The sequence below is a fragment of the Streptomyces sp. DSM 106670 genome, assembly GCF_055792845.1.
This window is the reverse complement of sequence record NZ_CM147704.1, coordinates 5,519,592-5,531,651: the sequence shown is the minus strand read 5'-3', so window position 1 is coordinate 5,531,651 and position 12,060 is coordinate 5,519,592. Positions and strand designations below refer to the sequence as shown.

Annotated in this window: 10 protein-coding genes and 1 pseudogene; 7 read left to right on the top strand and 4 right to left on the bottom strand. The window is 70.3% G+C overall.

What is annotated here, in order from left to right; all coding sequences use genetic code 11:
- Nucleotides 1–42 precede the first annotated feature (42 nt).
- The 3 genes from ACSMXR_RS24615 to ACSMXR_RS24605 form a co-directional block, all read right to left on the bottom strand.
- Entirely contained in the window at nt 43–624 is a 582-nt protein-coding gene (locus ACSMXR_RS24615; protein WP_473169933.1) for a hypothetical protein, read from the bottom strand.
- Between the two features lie 70 nt (nt 625–694).
- The gene (locus ACSMXR_RS24610; RefSeq protein WP_137231920.1) at nt 695–1,786 is read right to left on the bottom strand and encodes an SPFH domain-containing protein; all 1,092 of its coding nucleotides are present in this window, start codon (nt 1,784–1,786) and stop codon (nt 695–697) included.
- 81 nt (nt 1,787–1,867) lie between these two features.
- Nucleotides 1,868–2,305 (bottom strand): NfeD family protein, encoded by a 438-nt coding sequence (locus tag ACSMXR_RS24605; protein WP_137231921.1) that lies wholly within the window; start codon nt 2,303–2,305, stop codon nt 1,868–1,870.
- Between the two features lie 245 nt (nt 2,306–2,550).
- On the opposite strand from ACSMXR_RS24605, the gene ACSMXR_RS24600 reads away from it, so the two are divergent.
- Complete coding sequence (locus ACSMXR_RS24600; RefSeq protein ID WP_473169932.1) at nt 2,551–3,528, top strand: hypothetical protein; 978 nt, start codon at nt 2,551–2,553, stop codon at nt 3,526–3,528.
- A 27-nt stretch (nt 3,529–3,555) separates the two neighbouring features.
- Here ACSMXR_RS24600 and ACSMXR_RS24595 read toward each other — a convergent pair whose 3' ends face one another.
- Complete coding sequence (locus tag ACSMXR_RS24595; RefSeq protein ID WP_381789955.1) at nt 3,556–3,906, bottom strand: 5-carboxymethyl-2-hydroxymuconate Delta-isomerase; 351 nt, start codon at nt 3,904–3,906, stop codon at nt 3,556–3,558.
- Nucleotides 3,907–4,029: 123 nt separating this feature from the next.
- Here ACSMXR_RS24595 and ACSMXR_RS24590 point away from each other — a divergent pair, with 123 nt between their 5' ends.
- From ACSMXR_RS24590 to ACSMXR_RS24565, 6 genes and pseudogenes are all read left to right on the top strand, one after another.
- The gene (locus tag ACSMXR_RS24590; protein ID WP_473169931.1) at nt 4,030–4,794 is read left to right on the top strand and encodes an alpha/beta fold hydrolase; all 765 of its coding nucleotides are present in this window, start codon (nt 4,030–4,032) and stop codon (nt 4,792–4,794) included.
- A 328-nt stretch (nt 4,795–5,122) separates the two neighbouring features.
- Nucleotides 5,123–6,376 (top strand): helix-turn-helix domain-containing protein, encoded by a 1,254-nt coding sequence (locus ACSMXR_RS24585; protein ID WP_473172442.1) that lies wholly within the window; start codon nt 5,123–5,125, stop codon nt 6,374–6,376.
- Nucleotides 6,377–6,675: 299 nt separating this feature from the next.
- Nucleotides 6,676–7,470, top strand: a complete 795-nt coding sequence (locus ACSMXR_RS24580) for a toll/interleukin-1 receptor domain-containing protein (RefSeq protein WP_473169930.1) — start codon at nt 6,676–6,678, stop codon at nt 7,468–7,470.
- On the top strand, nt 7,467–9,446 hold the full coding sequence (locus ACSMXR_RS24575; RefSeq protein WP_473169929.1) for a hypothetical protein: 1,980 nt from the start codon (nt 7,467–7,469) through the stop codon (nt 9,444–9,446). The genes ACSMXR_RS24580 and ACSMXR_RS24575 overlap by 4 nt, the downstream gene beginning before the upstream one ends.
- Nucleotides 9,443–10,744 carry a hypothetical protein gene (locus tag ACSMXR_RS24570; RefSeq protein ID WP_473169928.1) on the top strand — a complete coding sequence of 434 codons (1,302 nt, stop codon included), beginning with the start codon at nt 9,443–9,445 and terminating at the stop codon, nt 10,742–10,744. The genes ACSMXR_RS24575 and ACSMXR_RS24570 overlap by 4 nt, the downstream gene beginning before the upstream one ends.
- A 613-nt stretch (nt 10,745–11,357) precedes the next feature.
- Nucleotides 11,358–11,744: pseudogene (locus ACSMXR_RS24565) on the top strand (NERD domain-containing protein); the annotation flags it as partial.
- Nucleotides 11,745–12,060: the final 316 nt, after the last annotated feature.

Here is a 12,060-nt window from a genome sequence, read left to right as displayed (position 1 = left end):
AAGGGCTTTACCGGCGGTGGCCGGACCCGCCCGGCGGTGCGATCAGGCGCGTGGTGGCGGCACCTCCAGGATCGTCGCCGTGCCGCCGGGGAGAGCGGTCTCGTACAGCGTGATCCGGTCACCCGGCACGAGGTGCGTCCACCGCGCCGGGTCCAGGGGCAGCAGCCGCACCGGGGCCCGGGCGCCGGGCGCCAGCTCCCGCGCGAACTCGACCCACACCCGGGCGATGTCCAGCGCGGGCACACCGCCGCCCTTCCGCTCGCCGGTGTCCCACATCGGGCGCAGCACCCCGCCACCGGGGATCGGGGTGCTCCGGGGCCCTTCGCCGGCGGGCAGGAGGGCGAGGTCGGCCCGGATGACACCGGACCGCGTCTCCGTCGCCCGCCACCGGCACCACTCCCGGCTCCGCTCGAACCCCAACGCCTCGGCCGCGCGCTCCAGTTCATCCCAGAAGCCCACGGGCGCGGTCCACGCGTCGCCCAGCTCCTGGATCAGGTCGAGCGCCACCTCCCACTCGTCGTGCGCGAGGTGGTCCCAGACATCGGAGGCGGTCACGTCGTTGTCGGTGGCGACGCTCTCCGGCACCAGCAGCGACGCGGCTTCGAGTATCCGGACAACATCCATGCGCGCATTGTCCACTCACCCGCCGTCCACCGACGGTCCGCTCGTCCGGGCCTCATCCGGGCCGGAGGTTCTACCGCCCCGGCAGCCGCGTCTCTCCCGCCGCCTCGGCCTCGGCCTTCGCGTCGCTCACCGCGGCGGCGGCCTGCTTCGCGGCCTCGTCGGCTGCGGCGACGGCATCCAGCGCGAGCGTCGAGTTCGGCTCGATCTCCGGAACGCCGACGTTGTCCTTGTCGCTGTCCGCGACGTCGGCGGCGGAGTCCTGCTGCCCGGCCACCGGCGGCCCCGCGGCCGACGACTGGTCGCCGAACGCGGTGGTGACCGTACGGATCGCCTCGGTCAGCTCACCCGGAATGACCCAGAACGTGTTGTTGTCGCTCTGCGCCAGATGCGGCAGCGTCTCCAGATACTTGTAGGCCAGCACCTTCGCGTCGGCGTTGTTGCGATGGACGGCCTGGAAGACGAGCTCCACCGCCTTGGACTCACCGTCGGCCCGCAGGATCATGGCCTGCTGCGTGCCCTGTGCCTCCAGGATGTCCTTCTGCTTCGTGCCCTCCGCGGTGAGGATCTTGGCCTGCCGCTCACCCTCGGCGTGCAGGATGGCCGCGCGCTTGTCACGCTCGGCCCGCATCTGCTTCTCCATCGCCTCTTTGATGGTGTTCGGCGGATCGATCGCCTTGATCTCGACCCGGTTGACCCGGATGCCCCACTTCCCGGTGGCGTCGTCGAGTACGGCACGGAGCCGGGCGTTGATCTCCTCACGCGAGGTGAGCGTCCCCTCCAGGTCCATGGAGCCGATGACGTTACGCAGGGTGGTCACGGTGAGCTGGTCGATGGCCTGCAGATAGTCGGCGACCTCGTAGGCCGCCGCCCTCGGGTCGGTGATCTGGTAATAGAGCACGGTGTCGATGTTGACCACGAGGTTGTCCTCGGTGATCACCGGCTTGGGGTCGGACGAATACACCTGCTCACGCACATCGAGCTTGGTGTTGACCCGGTCCGCCACCGGCAGGACGAAATTCAGGCCCGGCTGCAGCGTCCGGCGATACCGGCCGAACCGCTCGATGTTGTAACGGCGCGCCTGCGGAACGATCCGCACGGTCGCGGCCACGAGAAACACCACGACGAGCGCCGCCACGAGAATCGGGATGACCACCGGATCCATGCTTCCTCCTTCGCTGCCCGCTACGTGTTCGGTCGTTCACGGAGAGGTGCTCAGCCGCTCACGGAAGACGTGTCCCGCCGTTCACGGAAGGAGCTCGCGGGGATACACGACCGCTGTGGCGCCTTCGATCTCCATGACGTCCACCAGCGTTCCGACCGGGATCACATGGCTTTCGTCGAGGGCGCGAGCGGTCCATTCCTCACCGGAGAGCTTGATCAGCCCATGGGTCGCGGTGACCTCCTGCATGACCTCGGCACGCTTGCCTATGAGCGCGTCGCTGCCCTCACGCGTCAGGGGCGTCCGGTCCAGGTACCGCAGGGCGACAGGGCGTACGAGAGCGAGGCCCGCTGCCGACGCCAGACCGAGCGCCACGAGCTGTCCGAGCAGCCCGACACCCACACCGGCCACAACGGCAGTGACCAGCGCCGCTCCGGCCAGCAACCCGAAAACCAGCGTCAGAGTGAAGAACTCCGCGGTGCCGAGCGCCGCGGCGGCGAGCAACCATGCAAACCACGGCATCTCATCAGCCTCCCCAAGGGGACTTATTCACCTACCTACCCCTTCAGACCCCGCACGGAACCGTTTGTCCCGCCCGATCTACGATCGGGGCGCGTGGATCACTCCGGTGCATGCCCGAAGCACGGTGAAACACCGGAACACCGGAACACCGAATTGTCAGAACGTCGGAACGTCGGGGGAAACGGAACGCAATGCGTTGGATACGGGGGCAGCGCGCAGGGCTTCCCTGTGCGGTGGCGGGCGGTGTGGTCGCCGCACTCACGGCGGGCGGGCTGATCTGGGGTTTCGGCCCCTGGGGCAACGGCGCGGGGCAGGACCCGGCCGATACCTGCCGGGGAGCGCTGGCGGCCGAGGAGGCCGGGACGTTCTTCGGCGGAGCGGAACTGGAGTTCCGCGGCACCACCGGGCAATGGATGGACTACGAGACCGAACGCTGCACGGCACAGGTCCGTGGCCAGGAATTCGGCGTACGACTCGAACTGAGCCTCCGCCCCTCGGCGGCCCACCGCTCCAGCCATGCGGCGGAGGAGACCTCGGCGGCACCGATCGGACACGGCTGGAACGGCTCCATCCAGCCGGGCTACCTTTCGCAGGCCGCGGTGCTCGTCGACTGCTCGCCTGTTCCCGGCGACGGACTCCTCGTCCTGGCCGACGTATCCGGTAGGGACAGCAGGAACCTCTCCGCCGAACAGGCCCTCGCCCTGGCCCGCTTCACCACGGAGTCGGCGCGCGGCGCGGCAGAGCGCTTCGGTTGCGAAGGCGCCCTGGGAAAGCGCCCCTCGACCGTGGACCGCACCGAACAGCAGGAGCGCCCCGTCGCGGAGGCGGAGGGCACCTGCCGCGGAGTCGTCAGTGAGCGGGACACGGCCGGGCTCCGGCTCACGACGGCTTCGGAGATGCCGGCCGGCCGCGCGCTCACCGAGGAGTGTTCCCTGGAACTGCCGGCCAAGAACCACAGCATCCGCCTGACCGCGTACTACGGCCCGTCCGCCCAGCAGGAGATCTACCTGGACAAGCGCTACCCCGGCAGCGTGAAGGGCGCGGTCATGCGGTCGCACCCGTGCAAGGGGGCGCTGGGCACGGCGTACTTCAAGTTCGAGGAGCTGCCGCTGCAGGATGCCGGGAAGGACGTTCGGCGCACGGTCCGCAGCGAGGACGGCCGAAGGCTGCTGACAGCGTTCACCACCGCTTCGGCGGCTCGGCACGGATGCCCGGTGACCTGAGGGAGCGCGTGGGGACGGCCCGTGGGGTCAGCGCGACCGGTAGGCCACATCCAGGTTGGGAATCTCGACGGAGGAGTGCAGGGTGACGCCGTCGACCGGCTTGACGTGGGCGGCGATCAGGGCGAGTACGGCGTCCGCGAGGCGGATCTTGTTCGCGTCGGTACGCCCGTGGAGCAGGCCTATCTCGATGTGCAGCACGGCGCGGCCCTCGGTCACAGCGCCGACGACGAAGTCATCCACCCGGCGGAAGCGGGTCTTGCAGGCCTCCAGCCGGGCGTCGACGGTGGAGACGACGAGCGGGTGCAGGGCGAGCGCGAAGGCCTGCCGGTCGAAGGCCGCGTCGAGCGCGCCGGAGTAGTCGACGGTGATCTGCGGCATGGCAGGCAACTCCTAGGAGAACGGAATGTGTTGGAAGGTCCACCGGTACGGATCGAACGGTAGCCGACCACGCGGCGAGTAGCCTCGGCTTTCCGACGAGCTTCGAGTACGGAGGTCAAGGCTGTGCGCAGCGCGAGTGTGACACCCGGTGGTGACCGGATTCGGTGGGTCGAACTGCCGGGCGCGGACCCTTCCCGCGTCTATGTGCACGGGCTCGGCGCCACATCGCCCGCCTACTTCGCGGAGAGCGCGGTCCGCCCTCTGCTGGCGGGGCGCCGCTCCCTGCTGATCGACATGCTCGGCTTCGGCATCAGCGACCGCCCGGTCGACTTCACCTACACACTGGAGGCGCACGCCGACGCGCTCGCCACGGCGATGGAGGCGGCCGGCGTGGCGGGAGCCGAGCTGATCGCGCACAGCATGGGCGGCTCGGTGGCCATCGTCCTGGCGACCCGGCACCCGCACCTGGTCTCCCGACTCGTCCTGGTGGACGCCAACCTCGACCCGCTGGTCCCCACCCCCGGCCCGGGAAGCGCGGGCATCGCCGCCTTCACGGAGGAGGAGTTCCTGGCGGGCGGCTGGCAGAAGGTACGCGACGCCGCCGGCGCCCACTGGTGGTCCACGATGCGCCTGGCCGGCCTGGAGGCACTGCACCGCAGCGCGGTACACCTCGTACGCGACACCGCTCCGCCCCTGCGAACACAGCTCACGGAACTGAAGATCCCGCGCACATATGTGCTGCCCGAGAACGACGGCCCGCTCCACGGAGCGGAGCTGCTGGAGGCGGCAGGCGTGACGGTGGTGCCGATCCCGGACTGCGGGCACAACATCATGCTGGACAACCCGGAGGCGTTCGCCCGCGCGACGGCGAAGGCACTGGCGGGCTAGCGAGGCGTCGACCGGCCCACGCACCGTCCGCGCACATTCCCGCACCTCTCCGGCGACCGGATCCGCCTGCACCCCAACTGCCGCCAGCGGGGCCGGATCCGCGGACGCGGACGCGGAACAACGGGGAGCGAAAGAGGCAACGGGCAACACCGTCGAACCCTGATTCTCCAGGCCCGCGTCGTGCCAGACTCACTTTCGGATGCAGATCGGAACCACGCCGTCACACCCAGTGTTCACCGTCGGGCTTCGTGCCGACCGGTGATCGTCGGACGACGGCTCCCGTGAGGGCGGACGACTCTCGCGGTCACCGTTCAAGAGGAGGTTGATGATGAGCACGAACTTACGTTTCGGCCCGGAACTTCGCCGATTACGAGTAGAGGCAGGGCTGACTCTGACCGAGTTCTCCGTTGCGCTCACCTACGACAAGGGGCACCTCAGCAAGGTCGAGCGCGGGGAGCGTTCCGCGTCCCCCGAACTGGCCCGGCGGTGCGATGCCTTCCTCGGCGCGGACGGCGAGCTGCAGCGCCTGGTCCCGCGTTCCGAGGCGGACCCGGACTCGGGCACCACCGAACCTCCCGCAGGTCCGAGCCGCTGGCGCGTCGGGCGCCGGGCGGTCCTCTCGGCGGGTACGGGAGCGCTGATCGATCTCGGCCTGAATCTCGGCAGCCGGGAGGTGTCCTCCACCGACACTCCCCTCCTGCTCTCCTTCCGCATGCAGTTCGACCAGCTGCGGATACTCGGCCAGTCCACCGCGCCCAAGGCCCTGCTGCCTCTGCTGGAGACGCAGACCCGCATGATCACCGGGCTGGCCGCCGACGCCCGGCACGTATCCCGCGCCCCCGCGCTGCTGCTCGCCTCGCGGTTCGCGGAGTTCACCGGCTGGATGGCCCAGGAGGCCGGGGACGGCGACGCGGCACTGGGCTGGACGGGCGAGGCCGCCGAACTGGCGCGCGCCGGGGGCGACCCGTACCTCGGTTCCTACGCACTGGTGCGACGCGCCCTGGTCACGATGTACGGCGGGGACGCGGCCGGCACCGTCGCCCTGGCCCGCCGCGCTCAGAGCAGCGAACTCCCGCCGCGCATCCGGGGGCTCGCGGCCCAGCGGGAGGCCCAGGGGCACGCTCTGGTGGGCAACGAAGTCAGCTGCCTCCGCAGTCTCGACAGGGCGCGGGAACTGCTCGCCGGCGACGACGCGCGCAACGGTGCCGAGCCGGTGATCGGTACCTCCCATGTGAGCGACCCGGCTGCGATGTCGACCGGCTGGTGCCTGCACGACCTCGGCCGCCCCAAGGCCGCCGCCGAGGTGCTCGACCGGGAGTACCGCCGCCTCCCGCCGCATGCGCTGCGCACCCGCGCCCGGTACGGCTTCCGCCGGTCCCTGGCCCATGCCGCTTCCGGGGAGGTCGAGCACGCGTGCGAGATCGCCGGGGATCTCCTGGGCGTGATGCCGGCCGTGCCCTCGGCGACGGTGAACAGCGACGTCCGGCGTCTGGCACGGGAACTCTCCCGGTTCCGGAGCAGCCGCGCCGTACGTGACCTGCAGCCCGCGCTGGCACGCGTACTCGCCCCCGCGCACGACTGACAGGCGCTCCACGGCCGACGCGGATCCGAGCCGCCCGGCCCGCCGGACCCCCGGTCCCTCCGGATCCCACGGTCCTCGGCACACCCCTCTGACCACCGCTCGACGCGTCGCACCGGGCGCCCTGCTTCTTCGGGCTGCCCCCGACCGGTGAGGTATCGGCGGCAGCTCTCCCTCCGCACGCCCTCGCGTGGATGCGCCATGCCATCCACACGGTCAGAACCCCATGGCTCGGGCGGACCGGAACCCCGGCCCACAGCCCCGCGCCCATTCACCCGTCATCATTCACGAAGGGAACCTTCATGCCCGACGTCTTCGTCAACTACCGCACAGGCGACGAGGAGTCCGCAGCGACCATGATCGCTCGGGAACTCGCCCGTCGGTTCGGCGACGAGCGGATCTTCTTCGCCAGCAACTCGATCGAGCCCGGACACCGTTTCCCGGTGGAACTGGTCAGGGCGGTGGAGGAGTGCGAGGCTCTCCTCGCCGTGATCGGCCCGCGCTGGGCGGAGGTGCGGGGGGCCGACGGCCGCCCCGCCCTCGAAGCCGAGCAGGACTGGACCCGCCGCGAGATCCAGACCGCGCTCGACCGCGGGGTTCTGGTGATCCCCGTGCTCGTCGGAAAGGCCACAAGGATCGACCGCGCCGTCCTTCCGGACGATCTGCTGGAGCTGGCGGACTGCCAGTACAGGCGGTTCGACCACCGCAACGCCGGGTCGGACCTGACGGCACTCGGCGACACCCTCGCCCGGCTCCTGCCCGAGCTGGGCGCGGTGGACCGGGACGCCCGCGCGGTGCGGGAGCGGGCGGAGGCGAAATCCCGTAAGAAGCCGGCCCGGGACACCGGACCCGCCAGGATGCGGACGCGCGATGTCGAGCAGCGCGTGCGCGGCGGCATCGGCAACCTCAACGGAGACCTGTCCGGCACCTTCGTCAACGAGCCGCAGGGGCCGGTGAACACCGGCGGAGGCCATCAGTACAACGCACCTCACTTCGAGGGCGACAACACCGGGGTCCAGTTCACGGCGGGCGACAACAGCGGTACGGTCCACCAGCGCTTCGAGCGCGAGCACCGCCCCTCGGACGACGGACGATGACCGAGCAGGACCGCGTCACCGTCAACGATCCGCGCGGCCCGGTGAACAACGGTGACGGGCACCAGTACGTCTTCTACGGGGCCGGCACGGACTGGATGATCCGCAAAGGCGTCGCGTCTCTCCGGATCACCCGCGAGGACAGGGTGCGGCTGGCCGACCGGTTCGCTCCGCCGATGGGCTACCGCGTGGCCGCCGACCGGTTGGAGAAGCCCGGATCCGTGGTGCTGCTGGAAGGGCCGCCCGGCTGTGGCCGCCGCGCCGCGGCGATCATGCTGCTGCACGGGTTCGGCGAGGACGAGGGTATCGACGACGAGGGGATCCGGTTCGAGGAGCTTCCTGCCACGGGCACGGACGAGAGCCCTCTCGTTCCCGGGACGGGAGACCGTTTCCTCCTCGACCTCTCCGGAATCGTCGACGAGGAGACGTACGACCACGCCCAGCGCCGCCTGGCCGTGCGCCGGTCACAGGTCCAGGAGGCGGGGGCCCACATGGTCGTCGTCCTGCCGTCGGGCATGGAGCACGCCCACCCGCCGGACCTCGACCCGCACACGGTGAGACTGGGACGCCCCAGGGGCGTCGCCGTCGTCACCCGGTACCTCCGCATGGACGGGATGCCCTTCCGCCCCGCGGATCTGGGGAGCGCCGACCTCCAGCACCTGTGCGACCGGTCCCCCATGTGGGAACTGGCGCGACTCGCGGGACTGGTGAGGGCCGCTCGCGACAGCGGCCGGTTCGGCACCGACTTCGCCGGATGGCTCGACCAGGCGATGCACGCGGTGACCGACCGTGCCGGCGAGGTGGGCCGCCAGGTGGCCGCCGTCCGCACCGCGCCCGAGCGGGCTCTGCTGCTCGCGACGGCGATGTTCGAGGAAGCCCCCGCCGACACCGTCTACGAGGCGTGGCACGGTCTGATGAAGACGGTGAGGCACGAGGAGGAAGTGACGACCGAGCTCGCGCGGAAGGACTTCGGAGAGCGGTTGGCAGGACTCGGGATCGAACGGGATCCGGATGGACGGCTCCGCTTCGACCGGCTTGCCTACGCCGACGCGGTACGCACGTACTTCTGGGCGAACTTCCCCGGGGTACGCGATGACCTCCGGGACTGGATCGGCCACGCCGCCGGGCTGCGCGGTCTGACCACGGACGACCGGGTGAACGTCGTCGTCCGCTTCGGCGAGCGGGCCCTGGCCGTCGGGCGGCCCGACCACCTCTTCGACCTCGTGGCGCGCTGGGCGGACCGCACGACAGGAGCGCCCTGCGATCCGCGAGCCGTGGCGGCCCTCGAACTCGGTCTCGGCCACGAGAGATCCGGGGGATGGTTCCGCAAGCGGATGTACGAGTGCGTCGCGAGATCCGGCTCCTTGCCGGACGGCCTCGCCCGCGTCCTGACCACGGCATGCGTGCAGAGCCTCAGCACGACGCACCCGGATCAGGCGGTGGTACGGCTCCACTACCTCGCCGTACGGCAGGGGGAGGCGGGGCGCGAGGCCCGGGAGGCGCTTCTCGGCCTCGTCGGTCGAGACCGGCGGCTCTACCGGCTCCTGATCGACCGCCTACGGGACCGGGCGCGTCGGGAGCCGCGTGAGGCGGATCCTCATCTTCAGTTGCTCACAGAGCTGTTGAGAAACGATCGCGCACCGGACCCGCCGCCGTGGCCGGACCTGTTCCTGGGCTGGGAGGCGGTGTTCTCCCAACCGCCGACGACGCTCTGGAACCCGCTGGTGAGCAGTTGGCTGGACACCGTGGCGGACGACAGCGCCCAGGAGATGGCGCTGGAGGTGATGGTCGGGGCGACGCGCGGCCGTGCGGCCGCCCTCCACCGCCTCTACGCCATCGCCTGCGACTGGGCAGGGTCCACGCACCACCCGTCCCGGGCGGCGGTCGCCGCCCTCTTCTGGCAGCACATCGACCATGTGCAGTACGGCCGTACGGAGCGTACGGCAACCGGACCAAGGACCACGGAAGAGGCACGATGAGACACCGCTTTTCCAGCTTGTTGTTCGTCGCTCTCTGCGGCCTCACGCCGGCTGTGCTCGGCAACGTCCTGCACTGGTCGGCGTGGCTGTGGGGCTTCATGTCCATGGTCACGACCTCGGGCTCCCTGCTGCTCGTGATGACGGTACTCAGCGGTGGCCGCCCGTCGGCCGGCCCGTACGAGCCCGGGGAACCCGAGCCGCCCGCGCCACCGGTGGAGCAGCCGTACCAGGAGACACAGGTGATCGACGCGGCGCTGCCGAGCGCGCTGGACGGCTACGACTTCCTCTTCTCGGCCACCGTGTGGTGGAAGCCGGTTCCGGATCACGCCGGCCGGTCCGACGACGCCTCCTCGGCCCTCGCCGTCTCCTCGGTCGTCAGCCGGGCCCGCGAGGTCGTACGCCACGAGGAACCCGGCCGGGCGAACTTCGCGCAATACCTCCTGGACGGGGAGTTGGGCGTCCTGCTCCCGGATCGGAACGAACGAGTGCGAGCCCTGGCGGCCGATGTGAAGCTGACCCTCGCCCCCGCGGACCGCGACCGTCTGCGGAAGCTGAACGATCTCCGCAAGGACGAGGAGATCTGGGAGTACGAGCGCGAACACGAACGCAACAAGCGGCGCTACCTCGGGGAAGACGTACTCAAGAGTGCGGGCAGCGCGGTGGTGTGGTGGCTGGCCCGTCATGAGAACGAGATCGAGAAGGCGGTCCACATGATCGGCCCGCTCGCCCAGATCGCGGCGGCGGCCAACGACGAGGAGGTGCCTGAACTCTTCCGCCACCTGCTCGTTCCGCCCGTGGGCGGGCAGCTGTGGGACGAGGGGGGCGCGGGAGACGAGATGTTCGACCGCGAGGAGGAAGTGGGGGTCGCGGATCGGCTGCGCCTGTTGCTGACGGCTGCGGGCCTCAAGCCGGACATGGACGGGCACACGGTGCTCGTACACCGGGTGATGCGGTTTCTGAAGGCAGAGGGGCTGGACGAGGCCGCCGACGAGATCAGGCGGTCCTTCGGCCTCGCCCCCGACGAGGCACCGGAAGACGAGCCTCCGAACGAGGGGAACAGCACGGGGCCCTGGCCGCCCCGCTCCCCCGCCCCTGAGGGCCCGTCATTCACCGATACGGACGCCGACGAAGGCGGGGAGACGTTCACACCCTGGACGGCGGAGGGCGGCTCAACCGAAAGGTCCGGAGGCCCGTGGCAGACGGACGGGGAAGCCACGACGTCCCACCACCTCTGGGACCCCTCGCACAGCCCGCACCAGCCCGCCGAACCTCGCACCCGGGACGAGGACCGAGTCTGATCCGGTAGACGGTCGGCTCTCCGAGGCTCCCCTCGCCGCACCCCGCGGCAGGGGAGCCTTACGGGACTCCACCACAACCACTCACAGCGGCCAAGCGGTCAGCACGTCCCCGCGACTTGCCGTACGGGAAAAAGCAGGGGTCCGACCCCGGAGAGTCGGACCCCTACTGACCTGCATGTTTCTCGGTCAGTACAGCGGCGCTGCTTCATCCGCTCAGACGTTGAAGCGGAATATGCAGTGCAGGGCTCCCACCTGCGGAAACGCGGGTTCTGCAGAGGGCATCCCAGCACAATCCCAGCACGGGAGTTTCTTCCCAGCACCACCCAGCTGGAGATCCACTCCGTATGGATTACGCGTCGGATGGCCGTTGACTTGCGCGTCTTCTCGCAGACATCCGGGACCCCACGTGCTACCGCCGATCGCATGGCGGCGGCGTCCACGAGAGAGGCAGACCGAAGCATCACGGCCCAACGGCTGTGCAGCGCACTGCGCCAGCTGGTCCGCCATTCCGGCCGAGGCCGTGACCTGCTATCGCAGGCCGGGCGCAGCCACCGGAAGGGGCCTCTGACTCCTCGCTCGACATCGCTAGGCTTGCCCTGCCACGACGCTGCCCATGATCCGGAGGACTCCCGTGACGCCGACCGCCGCCAAGCCCGGCCTCCCGGCGCGTCGCGAGCACTGGTTCCAACCGCGCCGGTCCGGCTTCCGGTGGGAGCAGGAGGGCCTTGAGCACGTCCGGCAGCTGATGCCGAACGCCGAGCCGTACCGGGCGTGGGCCACGTTCCGGTTCACCGGTGTCACGGGCCGGGTCAACGAGTGCGATCTGCTGATCGCCGTACCCGGCGGTGTCTATCTGCTGGAGCTCAAGGGGCACCCGGGCCGGGTGGTGAACCATGGGGACACCTGGCAGTTCCATGGTGACCGGGTCCGCACACTGCGCAACCCGCTCTATCTCACTGACCTCAAGGCCAAAGAGCTGAAGGCGCAGCTGGAGCGGGCCGCACACGCGGCGGGGATTCCCGAGGCGAAGATGCCCTTCATCAAGCCGGCGGTATTCCTGCACGACCCCGACCTGGTGAGCGAGCTGGACCAGTTTCAGCGCGCGTCGGTGTACGGCCGCAACGGCGGCACCAGCGATCTGCCGGGCATCTGGGACGGGCTGCTCGGGCTGCCGCCGGAGCGGGAGAGCTGGCGCGTCACCCCACAGGACAGCCAGCGGCTCGAAATGCTGATGAAGCGCATCGGGATCAGCCACTCCACCAGCCACCTCCGATTCGGGGACGACTGGCAGCTCGAGCCGCGCGCAATGGACGCCG

Bases quoted from the DNA above. Each gene is read 5' to 3' on its own strand.
- ACSMXR_RS24615 (WP_473169933.1), bottom strand. From the start codon at position 624: ATGGATGTTGTCCGGATACTCGAAGCCGCGTCGCTGCTGGTGCCGGAG.
- ACSMXR_RS24610 (WP_137231920.1), bottom strand. From the start codon at position 1,786: ATGGATCCGGTGGTCATCCCGATTCTCGTGGCGGCGCTCGTCGTGGTG.
- ACSMXR_RS24605 (WP_137231921.1), bottom strand. From the start codon at position 2,305: ATGCCGTGGTTTGCATGGTTGCTCGCCGCCGCGGCGCTCGGCACCGCG.
- ACSMXR_RS24595 (WP_381789955.1), bottom strand. From the start codon at position 3,906: ATGCCGCAGATCACCGTCGACTACTCCGGCGCGCTCGACGCGGCCTTC.
- ACSMXR_RS24585 (WP_473172442.1), top strand. From the start codon at position 5,123: ATGAGCACGAACTTACGTTTCGGCCCGGAACTTCGCCGATTACGAGTA.
- ACSMXR_RS24580 (WP_473169930.1), top strand. From the start codon at position 6,676: ATGCCCGACGTCTTCGTCAACTACCGCACAGGCGACGAGGAGTCCGCA.
- ACSMXR_RS24575 (WP_473169929.1), top strand. From the start codon at position 7,467: ATGACCGAGCAGGACCGCGTCACCGTCAACGATCCGCGCGGCCCGGTG.
- ACSMXR_RS24570 (WP_473169928.1), top strand. From the start codon at position 9,443: ATGAGACACCGCTTTTCCAGCTTGTTGTTCGTCGCTCTCTGCGGCCTC.